Here is a 24,949-nt window from a genome sequence, read left to right on the forward strand (position 1 = left end):
CGGGCCAGCTCGGCGCGCATGAACAGCGCCAGCAGACCACCGATGCAGAAGAACGCGAACGACGTGACCAGATACAGCGTTCCGATCGTCTTGTGATCCGTGGTCGTCAGCCACTTCAGGTGCCTCATGCCCCGCCTGTGTCCGCGCCCGGCCCGGACGTCACACTTCAGGGACGCGACGAGAATCACGGAAACGGCTGTGACGATCCCGAGGGTGCCGGACACGAACGGAACATGAGCGACGACGACAACTTCGCCGCTGCCTATCGCGAGCACTACTGGGCGGTCAGCCGCTATGTCGCGCGGCGACTGGACGGGCGTACGAGTGACGTGGAGGAAGTGGTGGCGGAGGTCTTCACCGTCGCCTGGCGCCGCCGGACCGACCTCCCGGACTCCCTCCTGCCCTGGCTGTACGGGGTGGCACGGAACTGCCTGGCCAACGCGGTGCGCGGACAGGGGCGCCGACGACGACTGGTGGACCGGCTGGGCAACGACGACTCGGCACACGGGCGGCACATCGAGGCCGGTCCCGACGCGGAGAGCCCCGGCGCGTGGGTGCACGACGCGCTGGCCCGGCTCTCCCCGGCCGACCAGGAGGTGCTGCGGCTGACGGCCTGGGAGGAACTGGACACCGATGAGGTGGCGGTCGCCCTCGGCTGTGGCCGACGGGCCGCGTCGATGCGGCTGCACCGCGCCCGGCGCCGGCTGAGAGCCGAGATCGACCGCATGGGCCCGACGACCGCCGCCGCCCTGAAGGAGAACGGTCATGGCTGACGAACTCGAACTCCTGCGCCGCGCCAACCCGGTGCCGACCGACGGCCCCCACTTCGGCGAGGGCCCCCTCGACCACCACGCCGAGCGGCAGCTGAACCGGCTCATGCGGCAACGGACCTCCCGCCGCCCCCGGCTGCTCTGGGGCCTGGCGGCCACGGCCGTCGTCGGCGCGCTGGTCGCGGCCCTGCTGTTCACCGACCAGACCACCGCGCCGGCGGTCGCCGCGCCCCGCCCGCTCGTCGTGCGGGCCGACTCCACCCCCGTATCCCTGGAGACCCTGGCAGCGCGGGCCCGAGCGGCCGGTGGTTCGCCCGAGCTCCGCAAGGGCACCCATGTGAAGTCGTGGAGCCTGGGCATGAGCGAGGACAAGCCTCCGATCACCTACCCGGAGGAGCGCATCGTGCGGTGGAACGCCGACGACAGCCACACGGTGACCGTCGACGACGGCCACGACCGCACCACGCGGACCTATCCGCCCAGTTGGAGCGACGCCCCGCCGCAGTCTGAGCCCCCGCACGACGTCACCCGGCTGCGCGCCTACCTCCAGGAAGCCACGTACACCGACACCGCACCGGACACCGGGCAGCTCCTCGACGGCGTCCGGGTGCTCCTCGACACCTGGCACCTCGGTGCCCGTGAGTCCGCGACGGTGGCCGAGATGCTGGCGGACGCCGAAGGGCTCAAGCCCCTCGGACAGGTCACCGACCGGCTCGGGCGGCGCGGACAGGCGTATGTGTACCAGCAGTCGGCCACCCGCCGGATGCTGATCATGGACCCGGCCAGCGGCGCCGTACTCGGCCTGGAGACCACCTTCACCGAGGCGGATCCCGAGTACGGCGTCCAGGCCGGTGACGTCATGGACTACAGCGCCTGGATGCGCTGATTCAGACCCCGAGCTGCCGGGCGGCCGCGTCGACCGTCTGCTCCAGCAGCGTGGCGATCGTCATCGGACCGACGCCGCCCGGCACCGGGGTGATCAGCGAGGCCCGCTCCGCGGCGGAGTCGAAGTCGACGTCACCGATGTTCCCCTCGTTGTAGCCGGCGTCGAGCACGACGGCGCCGGGCTTGATGTCCTGGCCCTTGATGAGCCGCGCCCGGCCCACGGCGGCGACGACGATGTCCGCCTCGCGGACGGCCGCGGACAGGTCCACCGTCCGCGAGTGGCAGTACGTCACCGTCGCGTCGCGCGCGAGCAGCAGCATGCCGGCCGGCTTGCCGAGGATCGCGCTGCGGCCGACGACCACGGCCCGCTTGCCGGACGGGTCGACGCCGTACTCGTCGAGCAGCCGCATGATGCCGCCGGGCGTGCACGACACGAAGCCCGGCAGGCCGAAGCTCATCGTCGCGAACGAGGCGAAGGTGACGCCGTCGACGTCCTTCTCGGGCGCGATCGCCTCGAACGCGGCCCGCTCGTCGATGTGCTCGCCCATCGGGTGCTGGAGCAGGATGCCGTGCACGGCGGGGTCGGCGGAGAGCGCCTTGAGCGTGCCCACCAGTTCCTCGGTCGTGGTCGCCGCGGGCAGCTCCACGTGGCGGGAGGCGATACCGGCCTTGCGGCAGCGGTTCTGCTTCATCCGGACGTACGTCACGGAGGCGGGGTCCTCGCCGACCAGTACGGTCGCCAGACACGGTGTGCTGCCGGTGCGTTCGGTGAGGGCGGCGGCGCGCTCGCCGGTCTCCTCCACGATCCGCCGGGCGAGTGCCGTGCCGTCCATGAGCCGGGCCTGAGACATGATCCACTCCTGGGCTGGTAGTCGGTTCGCCCAGGCGCACGGCATCAGGTTCTGCGGACCGCTCCCCGGTGGTGCTCCACCTCAGCGCCAGTCACGGCCCGCCGCCAGCCTAACCGAGCCGGTCCTTGGGCCGGGACCCTCCATGCCCTACGACGGTCAGGACCCGCTCTCCTGCGGCGGTGCCGTCGGATCGACTCCGGCCAGGAACCCGGTCGCCTGGGCGTGGAGGTGGTCGGCGCCGATCGCCTCGGCCCAGCGGGCGATCTCCGTCGCCAGCGCTGTCGCGCCGCCCTCGTCACCCGTGTCGCGGGCCAGCACCGCCAGCAGCATCTGCTGGGTGAGCACACCGGGGATCATGCCCGCGCGTGCGCCCAGCGCGGTGGCCCGCTCCCAGCGCTCCCGGGCCCGCTCGTGTTCGCCGGCGTCGTGGTCGTGGTCACCGAGGTGCCGCAGCGCTTCGCGGACGAGCAGGTCGTCGCCCGATCCGCCGGCGCGCAGAGCGGCCTCGTAGTGGGCGGGTGCCACGCTGCGCTCACCGAAGAGGTTGTCGGCGATCAGCCCCAGGTACATCGAGGCCCAGCCCCGCCGCACCTCGTCGGGGGCGGCCTCGCGCAGGTCGTGTCCGCGGCGCCGGATCGCCACGAGTGCTTCCGGGTCCTTGCCCTCGGCGCCGTGCCGGGACGTGCCGTCGGGGCGGAACAGCCGCAGGTAGTCGTGGCGCAGCCGTACGAAGTCCAGGTCCCAGTCGCCGCCCGGTGACTCCTTCTCCGCCTGCTCGACGCGGGCGGCGGTGAGCCGCGTACCGCCGAACCAGTCGCTCTCCAGGGCGACTTCGGCCGCCGCCAGGGCGAGGCGGACGCGGTCCTCGGGAGCGTCGGACGTCGTCGCGTCCATCAGGCGCAGCGCCCGGTCCCACCGTCCCGCCAACGACAAGTCCCTTGCGGAGGCGAGGAGTTCGTCGAGTTCGACGAATGTGCTCGTGGTGTTCGTCATGACAGGGGAAGGTAGTGAGATGGAAAACCATCCACAAGAAAACCACTGCGGGGAGCAGACGACGGAGGACTCGGTCGACCGGCACGTCGCGGAGTGGTCGAAGGAACTCGCCTGGATGGACCCGGTCAAGGAGGCGATCTACGTGCGGCTGGCGAAACTCGCCCGGCACGCATCCCAGGCGCGTCGCGACACCCTCGACTCCGACGGGCTGCGGCACTGGCAGTTCAAGGTGCTGCTGACGCTGCGCCGGCACGGTCCGCCCTACACCGCGAGCCCCTCCGAGCTCGCCGACCGGCTCGGGCTGACGCGGGGTGCCCTGTCGGCACGGTTGGCGCCGCTGGAGGAGGCCGGGTGGATCGTCCGCACGCACGAGAGCGCCGACCGGCGAAGGGTGCTGGTCCGGCTCACCGACGCCGGATACGCCGCCTTCGAACAGCATGCGGCGGCGGAGGAAGCGGACGAGGTCGCGCTGCTCGCAGTACTGACCGCAGAAGAGCAACGGACGCTAGCCGACCTGCTGCGGAAACTGGTCGTCGCCGCGGAGAGTGGACCGGACGGGCCCGCACCGCGAAGGTCCAGGTCAAGCGAGTAGTGATCTGGACCTTCGGCAGCCGCCTTCCTACTCGTCCCATGCCTGGATCATGATCTGTTCGGCGATCTTGCCGTCGCGCAGCGTGATCATCGACTCGGCGAGGACACGCACCCCGTCCGCGTACAGGCAGCTCTCGCTGAACGCGACGGTGTCGCCGTCCACGACACAGCGCTCCAGCTTGTGCGTCATGTCGCGGTTGTAGACGTCCTCGAGGAGTTCGCCGATCTCCTCGCGACCGTGCAGGACCCGTGGACTGCTGGGCTGGGTGTTGCGGTCCACGACGCGCAGTTCCGCGTCGTCCGCGTAGAGCGACAGCAGATTCGTCGCCGTGTTTCCCTCGATGCTCTGGCGCAGTGTCTCGGTGTTGAACGCGGTGCCCATGGTTGACCTCCGGTGAAGGCCCGCGGTCGAAGGGGAGCGGGCCGCGAGGGCCTCTCCTTCGAGACTCCTCCGCCCCGGCGGGCTCGGCAAGCGCAGCGGCGACACTCCGCCTGACGGGTGAGCGACGCCCGGTGCCCGTGTCCGGCGCGGGCCCGTCGGCGTTGCTGAAAACATGATCTCCACTCGACGTATCGCCGCCGTCGTCGGTCTCGCCGTCGGCGTCACCGGTCTCGCCGCCCCGCTGGCGAGCGCGGCTCCCGAGGACAAGGGCGCCGCCCCCCTGAGCCCGATGGCCACGCTCGACTCGCTCACCGTGAGCGACCTGCCCGCGGAGTACAAGGACGCGCTCCCGCGGCCCTCGGCGCAGCTGGCGGAGCTCAACAAGCTGAACGACCTCAACCAGCTGAGCCAGGTGACCGACCTGGCCGCCCCTGTCACCCAGGTGCTGCCAGGAATCCAGTAGCCACACACGTACGTCCACAACGAGGGCCGCCCGGGATTCCGGGCGGCCCTTGACATTGTTGCCGGGTGAACAGAGCATGCGCTTAGAAATGAATCTTGGTTCACGTGGCGAACAAAGAGGTCCGCATCATGCCCATCACCCGCGAACTGTTCATCGGCGGCAAGGACGAGCCCGCCGCCTCCGGCCGTAGGGCGGAGGACGTCAACCCCTACACGGGCGAGGTGTATGCGACCGTCGCCGCCGCGGGCACCGAGGACGTACGGCGGGCCGTGGACGCGGCCGACGCGGCGTTCCCCGAGTGGGCCGCGCTGGCCCCGTTCGCCCGGCGCGCGATTCTCCTGAAGGCCGCCGACCTCCTCGACGGCAAGGGCGACCAGGTCGCCGAACTGATGGCCCACGAGGCAGGCGGAACCCGGCCGTGGGCGCACTTCAACGTCTACCTCGCCGCGAACATGCTGCGCGAGGCCGCCGCCGCCGTGACGGCCCCGCGCGGCGAGGTCCTCACCGCCCAGGAGCAGGGCGCGCTGGGCCTCGCGGTCCGTGAACCGGTGGGCGTCGTCGCGGCGTTCGCGCCGTGGAACGCGCCCGTCATCCTCGGCGTACGGGCGGTCGCGGCGCCGCTGGCCGCCGGCAACACGGTCGTCGTCAAGGCGAGCGAGGACGCGCCGATCGCCTGCGGCCTGTTCGTGGCCGACGTGCTGCGCGAGGCGGGGTTGCCGGACGGGGTGCTCAACGTCGTCACCAACGCCCGTGAGGACGCGGCCGAGATCGCCGAGGCGCTGATCGCCGACCCGCGCGTCCGTGCGGTGAACTTCACCGGCTCCACCAACGTGGGCCGGATCATCGGCGAGCACGCGGCCCGTCATCTCAAGCCCGCCGTACTGGAGTTGGGCGGCAAGAACTCCGTCATCGTGCTCGACGACGCGGACGTCGACTACGCCGTGGACGCCGTCACCTTCAGCGTGTTCATGAACGCCGGGCAGATCTGCATGTCCGGCGACCGGATCCTCGTCCACGAGTCGCTGGCCGAGGAGTTCACCCGGAAGTTCACCGCCAAGACGGCCTCGCTCCAGGCCGGCGACCCGAACCACCCGCACACCGTGGTCGGGCCGCTCGTCGCCGCCTCCGCCGCGCAGCGCGTGGCCGCTCTGGTCGAGGACGCCGTCGCCAAGGGCGCGAAGGTCCTCACCGGCGGCGGGAAGCCCGACGGAGCGGTGCACCCGGCGACCGTGCTCACCGATGTGCCGAAGGACGCCGAGATCTACCACGCCGAGGCGTTCGGTCCGGTGTGCGTGGTCGAGACGTTCTCCGACGACGCCGCCGCCGTGGCCGTCGCCAACGACACGGAGAACGGTCTGACCTGCGGCATCATCACCGAGAACGCCACCCACGGACTGGCCGTCGCCCGCGGTGTCCGTACCGGCATCGTGCACATCAACGACCAGTCGGTGGCCGACGAGCCGCAGGCCCCCTTCGGTGGCTTCAAGGCTTCCGGATACGGCCGCTTCGGCGGACGCTGGGGCATCGAGGCCTTCTCCAACACCCGCTGGGTGACCATCGCCACCCAGCAGGCGCACTACCCGTTCTAGGACCGTGCGGTGACCTCCGGCCCGGCGTCCAGGAAGTGGAAGCCGGGCCGGGGGTGCATCAGGAAGTCGTGGTGGGAGATGTTCCACGCGTAGGCACCCGCCACCGCGAACACCACCCGGTCACCGGCCCGCAGCCCGGATGCGGGGACCCGGCGGGCGAGTACGTCCTTCGGTGTGCACAACTGCCCCGCCAGCGTGACATGTTCGTCCTCTGCCGCCGGTCGCGGCCAGGGGTGCGGCCAGCCGTCCACCTTCAGGACCGAGCAGGGCTGGTCGTGGCCCTTCGTCGCCGGGGTCCGCAGATGATGGGTGCCGCCCCGGACCACACCGAACTCCTCACCGTGGCTGCGCTTCACGTCCAGCACCTCCGTGGCGTACCAGCCGCAGTACGCCGTCATCGCCCGCCCCGGCTCGATGCGCAGCGTCACCTCCGGGTGCGCCGCGGTGAGTCGGGCGAGTCCCTCGCCGTACGCGGCCCAGTCGAAGCGCCGGTCCGGGTCCGCATAGTCGACGTGCATACCGCCACCGACGTTGACCTCCGCGACCGGGACCCCGAGTCCGGTGGCCCAGGCCACGATCGCCTCGGCCACCGCGAGCTGTTCCGGGGCTTCGAGACCGCTGGCCAAGTGGGCGTGGACACCCCGCAGCTCGAGGTGCGGACAGGGGTCGTCCGTGAGCGCGCGGATTACCTCCAGAGCCTGGTCCGGGTCCATGCCGAACGGTGTCGGACGCCCGCCCATCGCCAGCGAACTGCCCGCCAGCGAACCGTCGGACAGGGCGAGGTTGACCCGCGCCAGCACCGCGACACGCCGCCCCGCCCGCCGCGCCAGCTCGCCCAGCATCCGCAGCTCGTACACGCTCTCGACGTGAAAGCGCTCGACCCCCTGCTCCAGCGCGGCCGTCACCTCGTCCGGCGTCTTGCCGGGGCCGCCGAAAGCCAGCGGACGCCCCGGCACCGCCTTGGCCACATGGGCGAGTTCACCACCCGAGGAGACCTCGTAGCCGTCCACGTACGGACCGAGCGCGGCGAGGATCTCCGGCTCCGGGTTGGCCTTGGCGGCGTAGTACAGCTCGACCCGCTCGGGGAGGGCGGACCGTACGGCGGCCGCGTGTGTGCGCAGCGCGGCCAAGTCGTAGAGATACGCGGGCAGTTCGGACGACGTGAGGGCGAGGGCGCGGTCGTGGACGGCAGGGGTCATCGGGTGCTCCCGGTCAGGATGTCCTCGGCGAGCGGGGACGGCAGACGGACGTATCCGGCCTCGCGGTCGGCCTTGCGCTCCCAGCGGGTCAGCAGGTTCGCCTTCGCGGGCAGCGGTACGCCGGCGAGCAGGGCGGAGAGGCGGGGCGGGCAGCCGAGCCGGTCGGCGTACGAGCGGAGCGCCGAGCGGACGCGGCCCCACAGCTCGGCCTCCGCCGCCGGGTGCAGATCGGCCAGGGCGGCGAGCAGCTCCGCGACGTGGTTGACCAGAAGGCAGTACACGACCCGGTCCCAGCCGCGCTGCGCGTCGTACGTCATCGGGCCCGCGACCTCGGGCGGCAGCGCCGCGAGGGTGTCGGCGTGGTGCTCGGGGACGAGCTTGGTGCCCTCCAGATCACGGAAGAGCACCTGGGCGGGCATGCCGTCGCCGTCCACGCACACCAGGACGTTCTGGAGGTGCGGTTCGAGGACCAGACCGTGGTCGAAGTAGGCGGCCAGGACCGGCGGGACGAGCAGATCGAGGTACGCCGACCACCAGTCGAGGGCCGCCTGTGCGTCGGCCCCGTCGAGCAGACGGGAGATGTGGGCGCCGCTGCTCGGGTACTCGTCGGCGACGGCGGCGGCCAGCAGGGCGGTGGTGCCGGGCGCGAGCCTCTCGGGAAGGCCTTCGCGGACGATCACGCCGAAGCCCTCGAACAGCGCCTGGTCCGGACCGCCGTCGGGCCCTGGCAGGGCGAGCGTGCGGTAGGCGGGTTCGCGGAGCACCGCGCTGCCCGGGAAGCGCTCGGCGAGGTCGGCCAGGGCCGGGGCCAGGACCCGGGTCAGGGCGACGGCACCGGACAGCTCGTAACTGCTGTTCTTGCGCAGGCAGTTGGTGATCCGGACGTTCAAGCTGAACTTGAGGAAGGTCTCTCCGTCGTAGAGCGTGCGCACGGACGCGGTCGCCGCGAAGGGCCGCCCGCCCGGACCGAGGTCGAGGACATCGCCGTTCTCGAGCGCCGCGCTCAGCGCCGGGTGCTCGCGGAGTGTGTCGTACTGCCAGGGGTGGGCGGGCAGCAGCCGGTATCCGGTCGGCACGTCGGCGCGCAGCCGGTCCAGGGCGGCGGTGGCCGACGGCTCCGCGGCCTCCTCGGCGATCAGATGCTCCCGAACGGCGAGGTGCCGCAGCGGGAAGGCGGCCCCCGCCTCCGGCGCGTACGCCGACCAGGCGCGCGGGTCGCCGGTGCGCGCCTTGGGCGTGGGATGGAAGCGGTGGCCGAAGAACAGGGACTGCTCGGAGACGAGGTAGGGATCGCCGCCCCGCGAGCCGCCGGTCGCGGTGAGAGCTGTCGTCACGGCCTCGTGGCTGGAGGCGATCTGCTCCAGGAACTCCTCGTTGCGCACCCCGGTCCGCAGCGACAGCTCGTCGTGCGTGTACTCCGCGAGGCGGCGCCAGTCCAGCTCCGCCCAGTCGCCGCCGCGCTGTTCCTGCACGGGACCGGTGAACCGGTGCGCGCCGAGCAGCGAGGTGCGGCGCAGGGTCACGCGGAGCAGCACACCGCGGCGGGGCAGCCGCAGCAGGAGCCGGCCGTCGGTGACCACGCTCTGGTGCTCGGGGCCGGAGACCTCGCGCAGCAGACAGTTCAGGAGAGTGTGGGCCACCACGTCGTCGGCGGTGGGCAGGTCGGTGCGCGCGGGCGTATCGGTGAGGGAGGGCATCAGCGGCTCCAGCGGGGGGTCATGGAGGGGAGGAGGGTCGCCACGGCGGTGACGGCGGCAGCTGCGGCACCGGTCAGCACGGGGGCGGTGGGGCCGAAGCGGACGCTGCCGGCGGCCGCGGCGAGACCGGCGGCGACCGCGCCGGCCTTGGAGAAGAACTCCAGCGAGCCGAACAGCCCGCCGGGCGCGCGGCCCTTGGCGCAGTCCGCCGCGAGCACCTGCAGACACACCAGGCCGAGCGTGAGGCCCGCGCCGAGCAGCAGCCGTACGGCGATCAGCGCGGGCAGCGAGTCGACGACGCCGTGTCCGGCGAGGCCGAGCGCGATGAGGACGAAACCGAGCACGATCCCGGTCCTGGGACGGCCGCGGAACCTGGAGTGCACGGCCAGCGCCGCCACCAGATAGCACAGGTGGGGGAGGGCGAAGAGCACTCCTGACAGGGTTGGCGAGGTGCCCGGGAGCCGGTCGTCGACCAGGGCGATGAGATAGGGGAAGGAGATGACGGTGGAGAAGACGAAGGCGAACTCGAGTGCGTAGAGCGCCTTGAGCGACATCACCGCAGATGTGTGATCCGCGGTGGCGGTCTCGCTCGTGGTGCGGGCGACCGGCTCCGGTTCGGGCAGGGCCGCCAGCAGCAGCGCGGCCGTGAGGGGGAGTATGGCGAGGAGCGCGTACTGCCGGTGCGGGGACAGCCAGCCGGACAGCGCGCCGACCACGATCGGTGCGAAGACCAGGGCCGCTCGGGCGCTGCCCTGCATCAGGGTCAGCGCCTTGGACAGGGCCGGGCCCTCCAGGGCCGCGCCCAGATATCCGTTGGAGGCGGCGAAGGTGCCGCCCAGGATCCCCTGGAGGACGAGCGCGACCGTGAAGGTGGCCAGCGAGTCGGCCCACCCGGCGAGCAGGAAGGCCACCGCGAGCCCCAACTGGGCGCGCAGCAGCAGCCGTTTGCGGCCGTAGCGGTCGGCGAGCCGCCCCCACATCGGGGCCGCGAGGCCCCCGAACACGGTCGGGACGACATAGAGCACCCCCGCCCAACGGGCGTCGCGGTCGCCCAGCGCCGGCAGGATCTCGGTGAGGTACGGCGGCAGGCCCAGGGCCGCGAAGGACGCCACGAAATAGCAGGCGGCCACCGCGTGCACCTGACCGCGCCCGGAGGCGGACCGCGGGATCCGCAGGGCCCCGGCGCTCATGCCGAACCCCCCTGTCGCAGCAGGTAGTTGGGTCCGGAGGTGTAGTGCTTGTTGATGTCGGCCGCGCCGGACCGCTCCTTGGACAGCAGCGAGCCGGCCGTGACCATCGCCTTCACCGGCAGCCGCGGCGCGTCCAGCACCCGCTCGCGCAGGGCGGCGGCCGCGTCCCCACCGAGCCGGTCCACGGCTTCGGCCAGCCGGTCGCGGACGAGATCGAGCAGAGCCCGCCGGTGCCGGGGGAGTCCGAACGCGTAGGAGCCCGCGCACAGATGGACCGTGATGGTGGCGAACAGGTCGGCGACCGGCCCGTATCCGGAGACATAGGTCCGTGCGTCGTCGAAGCCCCACGGGCCGGGAAGCACCGCGCCGAGCCGCTTCGCGTTGACGCGGGGCCCGTCGTTGTCCTTGAACAGCAGCCGCAGACTGCCGGGCCGCAGGACCAGCGAGACGTTCTGCTGATGCGACTCCAGCGCGATGCCGTACCCGAACAGTGTGGTCTGCCAGTCGAACAGCAGGGTCAGGAACGCGTCGAACAGGGCCAGCGGGTCGCCACCGTAGAAGCGGTCGGCCAGGTGGTCGACGACCAGCCGCCCGTCCGGGGCGTCGGCGAGCAGGGCGGCCAGCGGTACGACGTCGGCGCCGTCCAGGTCGGCCGGGAAGCGCCGGCACAGGACGGCCAGCAGCTCGTGCCCCGCATGGGCGTACGTCGCCTCGTCGGCGTGCAGGATCGTGCCGTGGAACCGGGGCTCCCGGACGATCACGGCCTCCAGCAGCCGCTGTCCCGCGGCGCCGTCCACGAGCGTGCCGGGCTTGACGGTCCGCTTGTTGCGCAGACCCAACGTCGCCGTGGCCAGCGGGAGTTTGAGATGCACCGACGGGTTCACGGCCACCGTGCGCATCGACAGCGTCGGCACGACCTCCAGGTGGGCCCGGTCGGCGAACACCGCCCCGTCCGGGAGCCCGGCGTCCCGCAGGGCGTCGACCGTCAACGGATGCACCGGCAGGACCACATGCGTGCCCTCCACCCCGGCGAGACCGAGCCGGCGGGGTGTGGGCCAGAAGTCGGGGAGCGTGCCGGCCAGGGTGACGGACTCCCGGCGCAGGGCGACCCAGCGCAGCGCGAACCGCGGGTGGAACTCCGGCGCGTGGGCCCGCAGTTGCGGCTCACCGAGGCCGGAGCGGCCGCGCGCGGTCGGATACACCGGATGGTCGAGCCGGGCGGCGAGTGTGTCGTACGCCAGCGGGGGCCACCGCGCCGAGTCGCCGCCGAGCCTCCCCTCGACCTCGGACCGGGTGGCCGTGTGCAGTCGCAGGGTGGCCAGGGTCTGCCGGCACTCCTCGGCGAAGGCGTCGTAGCCGCCTCGGTCCACGGGGTCGGCGAGTGCGCGCAGTGCGGCGAGGACGGTGCCGTACGAGGTGAGCTCGGTGCCGTCCGACTCACGGACGAGCAGGGGCAGCCGGGCGGCGTACTCGCACTGGAAGCCGTCCTCGGCGACGGGCAGGAGCAGCGCGTCGTCCTCGGTCGGCAGCCGCAGCCAGGGGCCGTCCGGCCGGTGCACGAGCGTACTGCCGGTGCGCAGCCCCACCACGTCCTCGCGGAGCAGGGCGCTGAGCACGCGCGTGAGCAGTTCCTCCTCGCAGGTGTCGGTCGTCGCGGTCGGCGCGGCCGTCACGGCTGGATCTCCCAGCGCAGCCCGGCCAGGAAGTCGGTCGCCACCCGGTCCACCGTCGGCTGGTCGGTGCCCGCGGCGCGCAGCACGCCGAGGTAGTCGCGGTTGGTGCCGTACAGCTCGTGCCGCTCGCCCGCCGCGCGCAGCGGACGGTATGTCAAGTGGACGCCTTCGACGGTCAGTTCCGTTGCCGCGGGGGCGTCGGTGAGGGTGCCGGGGCGTTCGGCGCAGGGGTAGTCCAGGCGGGCGGCGCCGTCGTGGCGGGCGCCCAGGTCCGCGGGGAGCGGCTCACCCAGGTGGGCGCGGAGGATGTGCTCGAAGAGCGGGATCTCCAGCAGCCGCGCCAGCAGCAGGTCGCACTGGTCGCCGATGGCGCGGTAGTTGACCTCGATGATCCTCGCCCGGCCCTCGTGCACGACGAACTCGGTGTGACAGGCGCCGAACCCGACGCCCAGCGCGTCCAGTTGGGCGAGGACCTGATCGACGACCGGCCCGGGGTGGGACGGCACGAAGGTGAGGCGTTCCTCGATGAAGTACGGCGGCGGCGACAGCTCGGTGTGGAAGCCGCCCAGGACGTGCCGGGTCTGCCCGTCGCCCAGCGTCTCCAGGGTGTAGAGCTCGCCGGGGAGGTACTCCTCGACGACCAGTACGGTGCCGGGGCGCCGGTCGAAGATCTCCTCGGACCGTGTCACCAGGTCCTCGGCGTTGTCGACGAGGACGACGTCCTCGCTGGCCACCCCCTCGCGCGGCTTGACGACACAGGGGTACGGGGCGTCCGGCAGCGCGGTCGGTCCGGTGAGCTCGGTCGACCAGACCGTGTCCACGCCCGTGTCGGCGAGGCGGCGGCGCATCTCGGCCTTGTCCTTGCAGCGCAGGGTGGCCCGCCAGTCCTTGCCGGGGAGCCCGAAGTAGGCGGCGGTCAGGGCGGCTTGCGTCTGGAGGTGGTCGCTGTTGGTGAAGACCGCGTCGGGGCGGTGGTGGGTGGAGACGCGGGTGACGACGGCCCGGAAGTCGCGGACGTCGCACTGAAGGATCTCGATGTCCGGGTAGGTCGTGCGGTGGGCGTCGGGCTGGTCGGTGAGGACGGTGACGTCCAGGCCCAGGCGGGCGGCCGCGGGCAGAAAGCCCTCGGTGACGGAGTCGGTCGGGTTGAGGGCGAGCAGGTACAGACGCATGGGTGGAGGAGAACTTCCGCTAGCGGGTGGGGGGTTGAAGGGGCGGGCCTGGGCCGTGGCTGCGGCCCGCCCCGATTCAGCGGGAGTTACTCGGCGGGAAGCGGCACGCCGGTGGCCTTGGCCACGTCCGCGAGCATCTGCTCGGCGGCCTGGACGCCGATGCCGGACATCCACGTCTCGTCCGGGACCTCGAAGACCTTGCCGTCCTTCACGGCGGGCAGGGACTTCCACACCGGGTTCGAAGTGACCTGCTTCTTCTGCGTCTTGTCGTCCACGTCCGCGGAGGTGACGAAGACCAGGTCGGCGTCGGCCTGGTCGATCTGCTCCGGGCTGACGTCCTTCATGGTGACCTCGGGGTCGTTCGAGACCTGCGAGGACGGCCGCTTGAAGCCGATGTCGTCCAGGACCACACCGCTGTAGGAGTTGGACTGGTACAGCCGGGTCGGACCGGCGATGAAGCGGACCACGGACGCGGTCGGCATGGTGCCGCCGTCCTTCTTCCTGATGGCCTCACCCAGCGCCTTGGCCCGCGTCTCGTACTCCTTCAGCTTGGCCGCGGCCTCCTTCTCCAGACCCAGCGCCTCGGCGTGGACCTTCAGGTTCTCCTTCCAGACACCGCCGGTGGTCTCGGTGAAGACGGTCGGGGCGATGGCGCCGAGCTTGTCGTAGACCTTCTCGTGCCGGACCTTGGAGGACAGGATCAGATCGGGCTTGAGCGACGCGATCTTCTCCAGGTTGGGCTCCAGGAGCGGGCCGACGTCGGCGGTGTTCTTCAACTCGCCCTTCAGGTACGTCGGGAAGCCGCCCTCCGTCTTGAAGTGCGGGGCGACCGCGCCGACCGGGTCGATGCCGAGCAGCGTCACGTCGTCCAGCTCACCGGTGTCGAGCACGACGACCCGCTTCGGCTGGGAGGGGATCTTGACGTCGCCCATGGCGGTCTTGAGGGTGCGCGGGAACGCGCCGCCCGAATCGGCGGCGGGCTTCGCGGAGGCGGAGTCCTCGGACTCCGAGCCGCACGCGGCCAGAACGGCGGTACCGAGTGTCACGGCCAGCAGAGAGGCCAGAATCCGGCGGATTCCGGGCATGGCGGAGCGGTGGGACATGGGGGGTTGGTTCTTCCTGGTAGGAGTGGATCAGGCGGTCGCGGCGGAGTGCCGCACCCCGCTGCTCTTCGGGACGACCAGCGGGGTGCCGGTCTCTGGGTCGGGGATGACCCGGCAGTCCACGTCGAACACGGACTTCACCAGCTCCGCGTCGAGGACGTCCGCCGGGGCTCCGGCGGCGGCGAGCCGGCCGTCCTTGAGGACCACCATGTGGTCCGCGTAACGGGCGGCCTGTCCGAGGTCGTGCAGCACCATCACCACGGTGCGGCCCGCCTCGGCGTGCAGGGCGGCCACCAGGTCGAGTACGTCGAGCTGGTGCCGCAGATCGAGGAAGGTCGTGGGCTCGTCGAGCAGGAGCAGCTCGGTGTCCTGGGCCAACGCCAGGGCGATCCAGGCACGTTGCCGCTGACCGCCGGAGAGCTGGTCCACCGGCTGGTCGCGCAGGGACGCGGTCCCGGTGCGCTCCAGGGCCTCGTCCACCGCCTTCTGATCGGCGGCCGACCAGGGGCTCAGCAGCCGTTGGTGCGGATAGCGGCCCAGCCGTACGAGCGCCTCGACGGTGATCGCCTCGGGCGTGACCGGCTGCTGCGGCAGCAGACCCATGCGCAGCGCCAGGGACTTCGCCGACATGCGGTGGATGTCGGAGCCGTCGAGGGTGACGGTGCCGGCGGCCGGGGCCAGCAGCCGGCTCAGTCCGCGCAGCAATGTGGACTTGCCGCAGGCGTTGGGGCCGACGATCGCGGTGACGGCGCCGCCGGGGAGGGTGAGGTCGAGGCCGCCGACGATCAGCCGGTCGCCGTACCGGAGGTCGAGGCGCTGCGTCGAGAGCTGGTTGGCGGTGGTCATGCGCGGCTCCTGTACGGCGGTCTTGAGGGGGTCCTGGGCCGTCTTCTGTACGCCGGTCTCGGGCGGCTCCTGGCCCGTCCTCTGTACGCCGGTCTTGAGCGGCATCCGGCCCGTGCTCCGTGCGCCGGTCATGCGTGGCTCCTCTTCACGGGCGAGCTCTGGCGGAACATCAGCACCAGCAGCCAGGGCGCGCCGAGCGTGGCGGTGACCGCGCCCACCGGCAGCCCCTCGATCGGCAGCAGGTGCTGCACCACCAGGTCGGAGGCGAGCAGCAGCACCGCTCCGGTGAGTCCGGCCAGCGCGAGCGAGACGGCGGTGGGCGGTCCGGTGACGAACCGCACGATGTGCGGCACCGCGAGCGCCACGAACGTCACCGGACCGGCGAGCGCGGCGGCGAACGAGGCCAGCACGACCGCGAGGACGAGCAGTTGGAGGCGTGCCGTGGAGGTGTTGAGGCCGAGGGCGCCCGCGGAGTCGTCCCCGAGGTCGAGCACGGCCAGCCGGCGATGCAGTACGAAGGCGGCGGCGAGCGCGAGGACCATGGCACCGCCCGCTCCCCACACCTCCGTCCACGTCCGCCCGTACACCGAGCCCGTGGTCCACTGCAGCGCCGATCCGGCCAGTTCGGCCGGGAAGCGCACGATCATCAGGTTCACGGCGGCGGCGAGCCCCGCCTGGACGGCGAGCCCGGTGAGCACCAGGCGGGTGACGGCGAGCCCGGATCCCCAGGCGAACACGCCCAGCAGCAGGGCCGAGAGGAGGCCTCCGGCGAGTGCTCCGAGCGGGACCAGCGTCTGGGAGGCCCCGGCGGCGATCAGCGCGACCGCGCCGAGCGAGGCCCCGCCGGTCACCCCCATGACGTCCGGGGAGGCCAGGGGGTTGCGGAACAGCCGTTGCAGCACACAGCCCGCCACGCCGAGCCCGGCGCCGCCGACGATGGCCGCCATGGACCGGGGCGTCCGGAACTGCTGCACCACGAGGACGTCTCCCGCGTCGCCCACCCCGACCAGGGCACGCAGCGCCGTGACGGCGGGGATCCGCATCTCACCGGTCGTCAGGGAGACGGTGAGCAGCACGGACAGCGCGACGAGACCGGAGGTGGCGAGGACGAGCACGCGCGTACGGGTCCTGGAGCGGTTCACCGGGTCGCCACCTTCCGGGCCAGCAGCGCCAGCAGCGGCGCGCCCAGGAACGCGGTCACGATGCCGACCTCCAGCTCCGAGGGGCGGATCACCATCCGGCCGAGCACATCGGCCGCGAGCAGCAGCAGCGGACCGGCGATCAGACAGCCGGGCACCAGCAGCCGGTGGTCGCCGCCGAGCAGCGGACGTACGAGATGGGGTGCGGCGAGCCCGATGAAGGCGATCGGTCCGGCCACCGCGACCGCCGATCCGGCGAGCAGGACGACCGCGACGCCGCCGGCCAGCCGGATCCGGGCCACCGGGACACCGAGGGCCTGCGCCGAATCGTCGCCCAGGGCAAGGGCGTTGAGGGCGGGGGAGACGGCCAGCGCGATGACGATGCCGAGCAGCAGGGTCGGCAGGACCGGCCACAGGGTGTCGAGGGTGCGTCCGGACAGGGAGCCGGCGAGCCAGAAGCGGGCCTCGTCGAGCGTGCGCTGGTTCAGCAGCATCACCGCGGACGTCCAGGACAGCAGCACGAGTTGGAGCACGGTGCCGCCGAGGGCGAGCCGTACGGGATCGATGTCACCGGCGCGGCGGGCCAGCGCCTGTGCGAAGACTGCCGCGGCCGCGGCTCCGGCGAACGCGAACCACACGTACTCGACCGGGTCGTTGAGCTTCAGCGCGTAGATCGCGACGACGACCGCGAAGCCCGCGCCCGCGTTGATGCCGAGGGTCGTGGGGGAGGCGAGCGGGTTGCGGGTGATGCCCTGCGCGACGGCCCCGGCGGCACCGAGCGCGGCACCGACCGCGAGGCCGATGACGGTGCGCGGGAGCCTTAGCCCGGTCACGACGAGGGCGTCGCGCCCGTGGGCGTGGCCGAACAGGGCGTCGGTCACGGTGGACAGGGGCACCGAGCGGGCGCCGAGGGCGAGGCTGAGAGCGGTGCAGAGGGTCAGGGCCGCGAGGCCGGTCAGGAAGAGCGGTATGTGCCTGAAGGCACGAAAGGACACACCTGTGGGGGGTGCGTCCCGGTGGGTCGCAGTCACGAGGCGTGAGCTTAGGTGAGGCTTGCTTTAGTTTTCAACTGACTGTGCGATTCCTTTGAGGTGGCTTGACGTGCGGCTCCCTTGATCAAGGTAAGGTAAGGCTTGCCTATTGATCCTCTGCTGAAACTCCCCGCACCTGGAGCACGTCGATGTCCCTGGCCCTCAAGACCACGCCGGACGGTGCCGTCTCCCGAGCCCTCGGTGACGTCTACCGACGGCTGGCCGGCATCTGCGAAGCGCTGGACGCGAGAGTCGCCGAGGGTGACCAAGGGGGTGTGACGGCCGACCGGTTGGCGTCGGACCGCTCTGTGCTGGACGCGTTCGTCGAGGCCGAGGCGGCCCGCATCCGCGACCGCTACGGAGTCGCCGTACGCCCGGACGTCGCCGCCTCCCGCGCCCTGCACGACTACGCCTGGTCCGTCGGTGTGCTCATGGGCGGCACCTGGTACCTCGAACGGAGGGTGCCCCGCATCCGCCCCGAGGACCTGCGTCTCGACCTCGCCTCAGGGACGTACGAGATCACCCCCGGCACCGAACTCGCCTGTCTGCCCGGCGACCCGGTGGCCGCACTCCCCGGCGTGCTGACGCTTCCTCAGGAGGACCAGTTGCGCGCCCAGTTGCGCATGTCCCTCGCCGAGCACATGCGCCCCCTGCTCGCGGCCCTCGGCCCTGTCGCGCGCCGTCGGTCACGCGCCCTGTGGGGGATGGTCTCCGACGACCTCGTCTCCGCCCTCTGGTACCTGGGCCGGATGCTGGGCCAGGAGGGCGCCGCGATCAGGGCCGCCACCGAGGTGCTGCCGATCCCCGTGCCCCCGTACCCCAGCGGCGCCGACTTCCGCTGTCTGGTGGGCGACGACGGCACCCGCCACGCCACGCGTACCCGCACCGGCTGCTGCATGTTCTACGCGATCCGCCCGGCCGAGGCCTGCTCCACGTGTCCGCGCACGGGTGATGCGGAGCGGCTGCGCAGGCTGGAGACCTCATAGGCGTCCGGCTTCTCGCGGTGAAGGATCAACCGTTCACGCGGGCGAGCCGGTCCGGCAGGTCGAAGACCGTGTCCAGCCGATGATGCGGCGGGACGGACGCCGTGTCCCCCGGATCGATCAGGAGTGCCTCCATACCCATGCGGCGCGGACCGACGTAGTCGGCCTCGTAGGAGTCGCCGATGAACCACACGTCCTGGGCGGGGGCCCCGAGTTGGCGCATCGCCGCCTGATAGATGTCCGCGTGGGGCTTGCGTCTGCCCACGTCCACGGAGAGCACGACGGCGTCCATGGCGTCGAGCACCCCCATCGCGGCCAGCTGCTCGGGCACCATGGTCGGGCTGTGCGTGTTCGACACCACCGCCAGACGGAACTCCGAGCTCAACGCCTTGAGCAGGACGTCGATACCGGCGGGGTGGCGCACCGCGGCACTCCACTCGGCGAGGTAGGCCGCGACGAAGGCCTCCACCTGTCCGGGTGACGGTTCCCGAGGCAGTGCCTCGCGCAGGAACGCGGTCGTGACGTCGGCCATGGAGAACTCACGGTCGTCGACCGCGCTGTGCTGGTCGAACCGGGCGGAGGCGGCGGACCAGGCGTCCAGGAACCGCTCGTAACCCCACTGCCCGCCGAACTCGCGCAACAACGCGTGGGAGCGCCGATAGCCCTGTTCCGTCCGGCTCGGCGAATAGTCGACGAGCGTGCCGAAGAAGTCGAACAGAAGGTGCGTGGGACGGCGCGGGATCATCCGAGGATCCTGCCAGATGCCCTGAGCGGCATGCCGCGTTCAGCCCGCCGTCGCGAGGAACTGCGTGGCCGCCAGCTCCGCGTACAGCGGGTCCGCGGCCACCAGTTCCCGATGCGTCCCCACCGCCCGCACCCGGCCCGCGTCCATGACCACGATCCGGTCGGCCATCGTCACCGTGGACAGCCTGTGGGCGACGACGAGCACGGTCGTCGTACGGGCGACGTCGGCGACCGTGTCGCGCAGCGCGGCCTCGTTCACCGCGTCCAGCTGCGAGGTGGCCTCGTCGAGGAGGAGCAGACGGGGACGGCGCAGCAGGGCGCGGGCGATGGCGACACGTTGGCGTTCGCCGCCGGAGAGCCTGGTGCCGCGGTGACCGACGAGCGTGTCGACTCCGCCGGGAAGACGGGCCACCAGGCCGTCCAGACGGGTTGTCTTCAGGACCCGTGCCAACGCCGCGTCGTCCGCGTCCGGGTTGCCCAGCAGCAGATTGTCGCGCAGCGAGCCCGACAGCACCGGGGCGTCCTGCTCGACATAGCCGATCGCCGAACGCAGCTGCGGCAACTCCCAGTCGGCGAGATCGCGGCCGTCCAGCGTGATCGCCCCGGACTCCGGGTCGTAGAACCGCTCGATGAGCGAGAAGACCGTCGTCTTCCCGGCACCGGAGGGGCCGACGAACGCCGTCATGCCCTGGGCGGGCACCGAGAAGGTCACACCGTGGTGGACGTAGGGGAGGTCGTCGGCGTAGCGGAACCGTACGTCGGTGAAGCCGACGGCGGCGGGCTCCGCGCCGACGGCGGGCAACGGGGCGGGCTCACCGGCGGGTTCGGCGGGCAGTCGCAGGGCTTCCTGGATACGGGCGAGGGCCGCGGCGCCCGTCTGGTACTGGGTGATCGCGCCGACGACCTGCTGGATCGGCGACATCAGGTAGAAGACGTACAGCAGGAACGCCACCAGCGTGCCGACGTCGATCGACCCGGTCGCCACCCGCGCCCCGCCCACCGCGAGCACCGTGATGAAGGCGATCTGCATCGCCAGCCCCGCCGTGTTGCCCGCGGCCGCCGACCACTTGGCGGCCCGCACGCTCTGCCGCCACGACTCCTCCGCGGCCGCGTGCAGTGTCCGTTCCTCCCGGTGCTCCGCGCCGGACGCCTTCACCGTGCGCAGCGCGCCGAGGATCCGTTCCAGCGAGGCCCCCATCACGCCGACCGCGTCCTGAGCCTGTCTGCTGGCCTTGTTGATGCGCGGGACGATCACGCCGAGGATCGTGCCCGCGCCCGCGATGACGGCCAGGGTGACGGCCAGCAGCACCGGATCGACCAGCCCCATCATGACCACCGTCGCCACCAGGGTGAGCCCGCCGGTGCCGAGGCCGACGAGGGAGTCGGTGGTGACCTCGCGCAGCAGCGTGGTGTCCGAGGTGATGCGGGCCATCAGGTCGCCCGGTTCACTGCGGTCCACGGCCGTGATGCGCAGCCGCAGCAGGTACGACGACAACGAGCGCCGTGCGCCGAGCACGACCGACTCGGCGGTGCGCCGCAGCACGTACGAACCCAGCGCGCCCACCGCCGCGTTGGTCACCACCAGGCCGGACATGACGAGCAACGCGCCCGTGATGGTGCGGTCGTGGGAGAGGTCGTCGATCAACTCCCGTGCCACGAGCGGCAGCAGCAGCCCGGTGGCGCCCGTGACCAGCGAGAGCAGGGCGCCCGCCAGCAGGGCCCAGCGGTGGGGTCGGACGTATCCGAGGAGCAGCCGCCAGGTGGGCGGGGCCTGCTCGGTCGCGGCGATGCTCACGGCGCTCCTTGCGGGTCGGGCGGAGCCTTCAGGCTACGTCCGTCTCCTTGCGCAGGGCCCGCCAGTTCCGTGTCACGGAGAGGAGCAGGGGACGGCCGGCCCCGCGGGGCAGACAGGCGTCGAGCATGCCGGTCAGGACCTCGCCCGGTCCCAGCTCGACGAAGGTGGTCGTGCCCTCGGCGTGCAGCTGGGCGACCGCGTCCGCGAAGCGGACGGGTCGACGCAGGGCGCGTACCCAGTAGCCGGGTTCGGTGGCCGCCCTGGTGACCGGTTCGGCCGTGGTGTCGGACACCAGGGGGATGCGGGGGACGTGGAGCTCCATCGTGAGCAGGGTGCGGTGGTAGTCGGCGAGGAGGGGCTCGAAGAGCGGGGAGTGGGGAGCAGCGTCCACGCGCAGCACATGGGTGCGGCGGCCGCGGGCCGACCACTGCGCGCACAGGGCCGTCACCGCCTCGCGGTCCCCGGACACGACGACGGACCGGGGCCCGTTGACCGCCGCGACCACCGCGCCCGGCCCCAGGTGCAGCTCCTGCGGCCCCGCCTCCACCGCGGCCATGCATCCGCCCTCCGGCAGGGTCCGTACCAGCCGCGACAGCGTGCCGACCGCACGACAGGCGTCCGCGAGCGAGAACACCCCCGCCGCGTGCGCCGCCGCCATGTTCCCGGCCGAGTACCCGAACAGCACGTCCGGGCGCAGCCCCTGGCTCTCCAGCAGCCGGTACTGGGCGACCTGGAGCGCGAAGATCGCCGGAAAGCCGTACGCCACCCGGTCGAGCAGCGCCGCGGTGCGCGTCCCGGCCTGGGCGAACATCACGTCCCGCAGCGGCAGGTCCAGGTAGGGGGTGAGCAGGCCGCACACCTCGTCGAGGGTCTCGGCGAACACCGGTGACGTGGCGTGGAGTTCGCGTCCCATCCCCGGCTGCTGCGAGCCGGCCGCCGAGAACAGGAACGCGGTCCGGCCCCGCGGCACCGGCACCGGAGCGTCGGCCATCGGCGGGCTCGCCAGCCGCGCGAGCACCTCCTCGGCCGACCGGCACACCACGATCCGCTCCAGATCCCCGGGATGCAGGAAACCCTCGTCCCTGGCGTGCTCCAGGAAGGACAGCAGCGGACGGTAGAAACCGGACGGGTCGAGCAGGAGGCACGGTTTGCGGTGCAGGCCCAACTGGGCCCAGGCCAAAACCTCCAGGAGCTCCTCCGCCGTGCCCAGACCGCCCGGCAGTGCCACGAACGCGTCGCCCGACTCGGCCATCCGTGCCTTGCGTTCGTGGAGGTCGGCGACCACTTCGAGCTCGGTGAGCCCTGTGTGGGTGATCTCGTACGGCAGCATCGCGCGCGGCACCACCCCGGTCACCGAGCCTCCCGCGCCCAGCGCCCCGTCCGCGACGGCGCCCATCAGACCGGTGCGGGCCCCGCCGTAGACCAGACGTATCCCGGCCTTGCCCAGGGCACGGCCCAGGTCGGCTGCGGCGTGCAGAGGGGCGGGGCGGTGCCCGGCGGACGCACCGCAGAAGACGGTCACGGCGCTCACGCCCACAGCCCGTACCCCCTGGTCAGGATGTGCCGCGGGTCGTACTGGTCCTTGGCACCGGCGAAGCCGGCCCAGTCGGGACCGAAATGGGCCCGCCAGTCCTCGGGCGCCATCGGCAGCGCGCTGACGGGATGGAGGACCCCGCCCACCGCTCCGGCTCGCTCGTACAGGCCGCGATTGGCGGCGACCATGCGCTGTACGGTGCCCGGATCGGTGGGCGGTGCGGTGCGCATCAGGGAGAGCAGGCACAGGAGTTCGCCGGGCGGCCTGCGCAGCAGCGGCGCGCGGAGCACGCGCCCGGAGAGCGGACGCAACTGCACCACGCCGCAGCACCTGAGGCCCTGTTGATCGGCCTCGGCCAGCACCGCCGGGACGAAGGCCACGGCCGCCGCCTCCGGGAGCAGCAGCGTGAGCCAGGGATGCGGGCGGTCCCACTCGCCCGTGGCACGCAGCAGCCGCTCGTCGCGGTCCAGGCGGTGCAGGTACTCGGCGTACGACAGATCCTCGATCTCCTCGGTGTCCCGGTCGTGGTCCAGGTCACCGATCAACAGGTCGTCACCGGTCGACAGGTCGTCGACGCGGGGGAGTCCACCGTCGTACGGAGCCACCGCCTCGATCATGTACCGCCAGGTGCCGCCGAGCGCCGGGCGTGCCTGGCCCGCGACATGGCTGAACCGGCCGTCGCGGGCCAGCCTGCGCTGGTCCGTGAAGAAGCCGGCGGGATCCTCGTGATAGAGGCGGTAGCGGCGGACGCGTACCGGGGCGGGCACCAGCCGGAGCGTGGCCCGCACGATCAGGGCGCACTGGCCGAGTCCGGCCAGGACCGCGCCGAACAGGTCCGGATGCCGCTCGGGCGAGCAGACCAGTCGCTCGCCGGCGCCGGTGACCACCTCCAGCTCCCGCACCCAGTCGGCGACCAGACCGCGGCGGTGGCTCGACCCGCCGAACCCGCCGGTGCTCAGCACCCCGCCGACGCTGGCACCCAGATGGTCGGGGAGCACCGGCGGCACCAGCCCCTCGGCGAGCGCGACCCGCACGACCTCGCCCCAGGTCGCGCCGGCCCCGGCGACCAGCGTCCGGTCGCCCGGCACGCAGCGCACCTCGTCGAGTCCGCCCATGTCGACGACGTATCCGCCGTGCGCCTGGCCCTGCCCGTACGGGGCTTGTCCGCAGCCGCGGGCGGCGACGGGCAACCCCTGCGCACCGGCGAAGGAGACGATTTCCCGGACCGCGCCACCGGAACGCGGCGTCACGACTGCGAGCGGGCGGGATTCGACGATGTGGCCGAAATCGTGCGAGGCGAGTGCCATGTCCTCCCGGATCGCATTCACGCGGCACCCTCCAGGAGGTGGCCGTCGAATCCGTCGAACCCCGAGCCCGCTATTCGACTGTCGAAAATTTCGGAGAACACGCGGTGCTGGAGAAATCCATGTTCGGCATGCCGTTCGGCGATCAGCGCGGCCATCCGATCCGTTACGTGTTCCGAAAGAGGCTGCCGGTCGACGGACTCCACATCCAGGGCGTACTTGGCGCAGCATTCGAGGACCGCCTCGAAGCCGTTGACGGAGGCCGCGAACAGCCGCTGCCGCGGCTCGCGCCACAGCGCGGCCAGTTCTTCGAGGAGGCTGTGCCCCGGAGCCTGCGGGGCGAGCATCCCGCGTGCCCGGCGGGCGAGCGCGGCGACGTACTCGTCCCTGCCGGGCGGGGACAGAAGGCGGACCGACAGCCGCCAGGACAGCTCGGCCCGCCGGGCGGCCAGCTCCCGCAGCAGGGAGATCGAGCCACCCTCGACGATCACCGACCCCTGCCCCGCGCCGAGCCGCTCCACCAGCGCGATTAAGGTGTCCGTCGCCTCCGTCGCGCACAGGTCACCGTCGGCGAAGGTGCGGTCCCCGAGCCAGTACCGGCGCACACCCGGCACATCGGCACCCGCGCGGGCGCTCGTGGTGGCGAGGTCGGTGAAGCACTGGAGGCGATCGGCGACCACGATCGGGGCACCGGTCGCCCGGGCCAGTCGCGTGGCCGCCGCGCTCTTGCCGACACCGGTCGGTCCGGCGATGAGATGGACCGACGGACCGGTCGCCGGACATGTGTCGCTCTGGGCCATGGCGGGATGTCCCCTTCCGCTTCGTCTACAAGGAGAGACGAGCATCAAGGTAAACGCGGCGGTCCGTCGTCAAGAACCAGGCGGACATCTGGACCGGGCAAAGAGACGTCTACATTCCTGTGAGCCTGTTAAAGGTGTTGAATTTCCGGGGTGGGTGACTCAAGTGCGGGGAATCCAGAGCGATATGAGTGACCGTCGAGCCTGTTTCCTGACGA

23 protein-coding genes, 1 pseudogene and 1 riboswitch are annotated in these 24,949 nt (G+C 72.0%); of the genes and pseudogenes, 6 read left to right on the forward strand and 18 right to left on the reverse strand.

What is annotated here, in order from left to right; all coding sequences use genetic code 11:
- Nucleotides 1-224 (reverse strand): annotated as a pseudogene (locus ACWD3I_RS39005) (cytochrome ubiquinol oxidase subunit I); the annotation flags it as partial.
- A gap of 9 nt (nucleotides 225-233) precedes the next feature.
- On the opposite strand from ACWD3I_RS39005, the gene ACWD3I_RS39010 reads away from it, so the two are divergent.
- Both ACWD3I_RS39010 and ACWD3I_RS39015 read left to right on the forward strand, forming a co-directional pair.
- A complete protein-coding gene (locus ACWD3I_RS39010) occupies nucleotides 234-773 on the forward strand; it encodes an RNA polymerase sigma factor (RefSeq protein WP_365413789.1) in 540 nt (179 codons plus the stop codon).
- Nucleotides 766-1,656: a CU044_5270 family protein gene (locus ACWD3I_RS39015; protein WP_365413787.1), complete on the forward strand. Its 891-nt coding sequence runs from the start codon at nucleotides 766-768 to the stop codon at nucleotides 1,654-1,656. Before ACWD3I_RS39010 ends, ACWD3I_RS39015 begins: the two co-directional genes overlap by 8 nt.
- A gap of 1 nt (nucleotide 1,657) precedes the next feature.
- On the opposite strand, the gene ACWD3I_RS39020 is transcribed toward ACWD3I_RS39015, so the two are convergent.
- Nucleotides 1,658-2,506: a bifunctional 5,10-methylenetetrahydrofolate dehydrogenase/5,10-methenyltetrahydrofolate cyclohydrolase gene (locus ACWD3I_RS39020; RefSeq protein WP_365413785.1), complete on the reverse strand. Its 849-nt coding sequence runs from the start codon at nucleotides 2,504-2,506 to the stop codon at nucleotides 1,658-1,660.
- 21 nt (nucleotides 2,507-2,527) lie between these two features.
- A riboswitch (ZMP/ZTP riboswitch) is annotated at nucleotides 2,528-2,611 on the reverse strand.
- A 51-nt stretch (nucleotides 2,612-2,662) separates the two neighbouring features.
- Nucleotides 2,663-3,499: a hypothetical protein gene (locus tag ACWD3I_RS39025; protein WP_365413783.1), complete on the reverse strand. Its 837-nt coding sequence runs from the start codon at nucleotides 3,497-3,499 to the stop codon at nucleotides 2,663-2,665.
- 19 nt (nucleotides 3,500-3,518) lie between these two features.
- On the opposite strand from ACWD3I_RS39025, the gene ACWD3I_RS39030 reads away from it, so the two are divergent.
- Nucleotides 3,519-4,091 carry a MarR family winged helix-turn-helix transcriptional regulator gene (locus ACWD3I_RS39030; protein WP_365413781.1) on the forward strand — a complete coding sequence of 191 codons (573 nt, stop codon included), beginning with the start codon at nucleotides 3,519-3,521 and terminating at the stop codon, nucleotides 4,089-4,091.
- 27 nt (nucleotides 4,092-4,118) lie between these two features.
- On the opposite strand, the gene ACWD3I_RS39035 is transcribed toward ACWD3I_RS39030, so the two are convergent.
- Nucleotides 4,119-4,472, reverse strand: a complete 354-nt coding sequence (locus ACWD3I_RS39035) for a nuclear transport factor 2 family protein (RefSeq protein ID WP_365413779.1) — start codon at nucleotides 4,470-4,472, stop codon at nucleotides 4,119-4,121.
- Between the two features lie 172 nt (nucleotides 4,473-4,644).
- On the opposite strand from ACWD3I_RS39035, the gene ACWD3I_RS39040 reads away from it, so the two are divergent.
- Nucleotides 4,645-4,935, forward strand: a complete 291-nt coding sequence (locus tag ACWD3I_RS39040) for a hypothetical protein (protein ID WP_365413777.1) — start codon at nucleotides 4,645-4,647, stop codon at nucleotides 4,933-4,935.
- Between the two features lie 128 nt (nucleotides 4,936-5,063).
- Nucleotides 5,064-6,524: an aldehyde dehydrogenase family protein gene (locus ACWD3I_RS39045; RefSeq protein WP_365413775.1), complete on the forward strand. Its 1,461-nt coding sequence runs from the start codon at nucleotides 5,064-5,066 to the stop codon at nucleotides 6,522-6,524.
- Here ACWD3I_RS39045 and ACWD3I_RS39050 read toward each other — a convergent pair.
- From ACWD3I_RS39050 to ACWD3I_RS39090, 9 genes are all read right to left on the reverse strand, one after another.
- On the reverse strand, nucleotides 6,521-7,723 hold the full coding sequence (locus ACWD3I_RS39050; RefSeq protein WP_451084303.1) for a type III PLP-dependent enzyme: 1,203 nt from the start codon (nucleotides 7,721-7,723) through the stop codon (nucleotides 6,521-6,523). The two genes, ACWD3I_RS39045 and ACWD3I_RS39050, sit on opposite strands and share 4 nt — an antisense overlap.
- Nucleotides 7,720-9,420 carry an IucA/IucC family protein gene (locus ACWD3I_RS39055; RefSeq protein ID WP_365411755.1) on the reverse strand — a complete coding sequence of 567 codons (1,701 nt, stop codon included), beginning with the start codon at nucleotides 9,418-9,420 and terminating at the stop codon, nucleotides 7,720-7,722. The genes ACWD3I_RS39050 and ACWD3I_RS39055 overlap by 4 nt, the downstream gene beginning before the upstream one ends.
- The gene (locus tag ACWD3I_RS39060; RefSeq protein WP_365411758.1) at nucleotides 9,420-10,610 is read right to left on the reverse strand and encodes an MFS transporter; all 1,191 of its coding nucleotides are present in this window, start codon (nucleotides 10,608-10,610) and stop codon (nucleotides 9,420-9,422) included. Before ACWD3I_RS39060 ends, ACWD3I_RS39055 begins: the two co-directional genes overlap by 1 nt.
- A complete protein-coding gene (locus ACWD3I_RS39065; protein WP_365411761.1) occupies nucleotides 10,607-12,283 on the reverse strand; it encodes an IucA/IucC family protein in 1,677 nt (558 codons plus the stop codon). The genes ACWD3I_RS39060 and ACWD3I_RS39065 overlap by 4 nt, the downstream gene beginning before the upstream one ends.
- Nucleotides 12,280-13,455: an ATP-grasp domain-containing protein gene (locus tag ACWD3I_RS39070; RefSeq protein WP_365411764.1), complete on the reverse strand. Its 1,176-nt coding sequence runs from the start codon at nucleotides 13,453-13,455 to the stop codon at nucleotides 12,280-12,282. Before ACWD3I_RS39070 ends, ACWD3I_RS39065 begins: the two co-directional genes overlap by 4 nt.
- An 86-nt stretch (nucleotides 13,456-13,541) precedes the next feature.
- On the reverse strand, nucleotides 13,542-14,558 hold the full coding sequence (locus ACWD3I_RS39075) for an ABC transporter substrate-binding protein (RefSeq protein WP_365411767.1): 1,017 nt from the start codon (nucleotides 14,556-14,558) through the stop codon (nucleotides 13,542-13,544).
- A gap of 30 nt (nucleotides 14,559-14,588) precedes the next feature.
- Nucleotides 14,589-15,404: an ABC transporter ATP-binding protein gene (locus ACWD3I_RS39080; RefSeq protein ID WP_365411796.1), complete on the reverse strand. Its 816-nt coding sequence runs from the start codon at nucleotides 15,402-15,404 to the stop codon at nucleotides 14,589-14,591.
- Nucleotides 15,405-15,532: 128 nt separating this feature from the next.
- Complete coding sequence (locus ACWD3I_RS39085) at nucleotides 15,533-16,546, reverse strand: FecCD family ABC transporter permease (RefSeq protein ID WP_365411770.1); 1,014 nt, start codon at nucleotides 16,544-16,546, stop codon at nucleotides 15,533-15,535.
- Entirely contained in the window at nucleotides 16,543-17,574 is a 1,032-nt protein-coding gene (locus tag ACWD3I_RS39090; RefSeq protein ID WP_451084304.1) for a FecCD family ABC transporter permease, read from the reverse strand. Before ACWD3I_RS39090 ends, ACWD3I_RS39085 begins: the two co-directional genes overlap by 4 nt.
- Before the next feature lie 149 nt (nucleotides 17,575-17,723).
- Between ACWD3I_RS39090 and ACWD3I_RS39095 the strand changes: the two genes are divergently transcribed.
- Nucleotides 17,724-18,560 carry a (2Fe-2S)-binding protein gene (locus ACWD3I_RS39095; protein ID WP_365411773.1) on the forward strand — a complete coding sequence of 279 codons (837 nt, stop codon included), beginning with the start codon at nucleotides 17,724-17,726 and terminating at the stop codon, nucleotides 18,558-18,560.
- Nucleotides 18,561-18,585: 25 nt separating this feature from the next.
- On the opposite strand, the gene ACWD3I_RS39100 is transcribed toward ACWD3I_RS39095, so the two are convergent.
- The 5 genes from ACWD3I_RS39100 to ACWD3I_RS39120 are packed head-to-tail and all read right to left on the reverse strand — an operon-like array spanning nucleotide 18,586 to nucleotide 24,734.
- A complete protein-coding gene (locus ACWD3I_RS39100) occupies nucleotides 18,586-19,302 on the reverse strand; it encodes an HAD family hydrolase (protein WP_365411776.1) in 717 nt (238 codons plus the stop codon).
- Between the two features lie 39 nt (nucleotides 19,303-19,341).
- Nucleotides 19,342-21,096 (reverse strand): ABC transporter ATP-binding protein, encoded by a 1,755-nt coding sequence (locus ACWD3I_RS39105; protein WP_365411779.1) that lies wholly within the window; start codon nucleotides 21,094-21,096, stop codon nucleotides 19,342-19,344.
- Between the two features lie 28 nt (nucleotides 21,097-21,124).
- Complete coding sequence (locus ACWD3I_RS39110; protein WP_365411782.1) at nucleotides 21,125-22,627, reverse strand: TIGR00730 family Rossman fold protein; 1,503 nt, start codon at nucleotides 22,625-22,627, stop codon at nucleotides 21,125-21,127.
- Nucleotides 22,624-23,958, reverse strand: coding sequence for an FAD-binding protein (locus ACWD3I_RS39115; protein WP_365411785.1), 1,335 nt, complete (start codon nucleotides 23,956-23,958; stop codon nucleotides 22,624-22,626). Before ACWD3I_RS39115 ends, ACWD3I_RS39110 begins: the two co-directional genes overlap by 4 nt.
- A complete protein-coding gene (locus tag ACWD3I_RS39120; protein ID WP_365411788.1) occupies nucleotides 23,955-24,734 on the reverse strand; it encodes an isopentenyl transferase family protein in 780 nt (259 codons plus the stop codon). Before ACWD3I_RS39120 ends, ACWD3I_RS39115 begins: the two co-directional genes overlap by 4 nt.
- Nucleotides 24,735-24,949 lie beyond the last annotated feature (215 nt).

The organism is Streptomyces sp. NPDC002817 (assembly GCF_053592055.1).

Excerpts from the sequence above, each read along its gene's own strand:
- ACWD3I_RS39010 (WP_365413789.1), top strand. The coding sequence starts at position 234 with ATGAGCGACGACGACAACTTCGCCGCTGCCTATCGCGAGCACTACTGG.
- ACWD3I_RS39015 (WP_365413787.1), top strand. The coding sequence starts at position 766 with ATGGCTGACGAACTCGAACTCCTGCGCCGCGCCAACCCGGTGCCGACC.
- ACWD3I_RS39020 (WP_365413785.1), bottom strand. The coding sequence starts at position 2,506 with ATGTCTCAGGCCCGGCTCATGGACGGCACGGCACTCGCCCGGCGGATC.
- ACWD3I_RS39025 (WP_365413783.1), bottom strand. The coding sequence starts at position 3,499 with ATGACGAACACCACGAGCACATTCGTCGAACTCGACGAACTCCTCGCC.
- ACWD3I_RS39030 (WP_365413781.1), top strand. The coding sequence starts at position 3,519 with ATGGAAAACCATCCACAAGAAAACCACTGCGGGGAGCAGACGACGGAG.
- ACWD3I_RS39035 (WP_365413779.1), bottom strand. The coding sequence starts at position 4,472 with ATGGGCACCGCGTTCAACACCGAGACACTGCGCCAGAGCATCGAGGGA.
- ACWD3I_RS39040 (WP_365413777.1), top strand. The coding sequence starts at position 4,645 with ATGATCTCCACTCGACGTATCGCCGCCGTCGTCGGTCTCGCCGTCGGC.
- ACWD3I_RS39045 (WP_365413775.1), top strand. The coding sequence starts at position 5,064 with ATGCCCATCACCCGCGAACTGTTCATCGGCGGCAAGGACGAGCCCGCC.
- ACWD3I_RS39050 (WP_451084303.1), bottom strand. The coding sequence starts at position 7,723 with ATGACCCCTGCCGTCCACGACCGCGCCCTCGCCCTCACGTCGTCCGAA.
- ACWD3I_RS39055 (WP_365411755.1), bottom strand. The coding sequence starts at position 9,420 with ATGCCCTCCCTCACCGATACGCCCGCGCGCACCGACCTGCCCACCGCC.
- ACWD3I_RS39060 (WP_365411758.1), bottom strand. The coding sequence starts at position 10,610 with ATGAGCGCCGGGGCCCTGCGGATCCCGCGGTCCGCCTCCGGGCGCGGT.
- ACWD3I_RS39070 (WP_365411764.1), bottom strand. The coding sequence starts at position 13,455 with ATGCGTCTGTACCTGCTCGCCCTCAACCCGACCGACTCCGTCACCGAG.
- ACWD3I_RS39075 (WP_365411767.1), bottom strand. The coding sequence starts at position 14,558 with ATGTCCCACCGCTCCGCCATGCCCGGAATCCGCCGGATTCTGGCCTCT.
- ACWD3I_RS39080 (WP_365411796.1), bottom strand. The coding sequence starts at position 15,404 with ATGACCACCGCCAACCAGCTCTCGACGCAGCGCCTCGACCTCCGGTAC.
- ACWD3I_RS39095 (WP_365411773.1), top strand. The coding sequence starts at position 17,724 with ATGTCCCTGGCCCTCAAGACCACGCCGGACGGTGCCGTCTCCCGAGCC.
- ACWD3I_RS39100 (WP_365411776.1), bottom strand. The coding sequence starts at position 19,302 with ATGATCCCGCGCCGTCCCACGCACCTTCTGTTCGACTTCTTCGGCACG.
- ACWD3I_RS39120 (WP_365411788.1), bottom strand. The coding sequence starts at position 24,734 with ATGGCCCAGAGCGACACATGTCCGGCGACCGGTCCGTCGGTCCATCTC.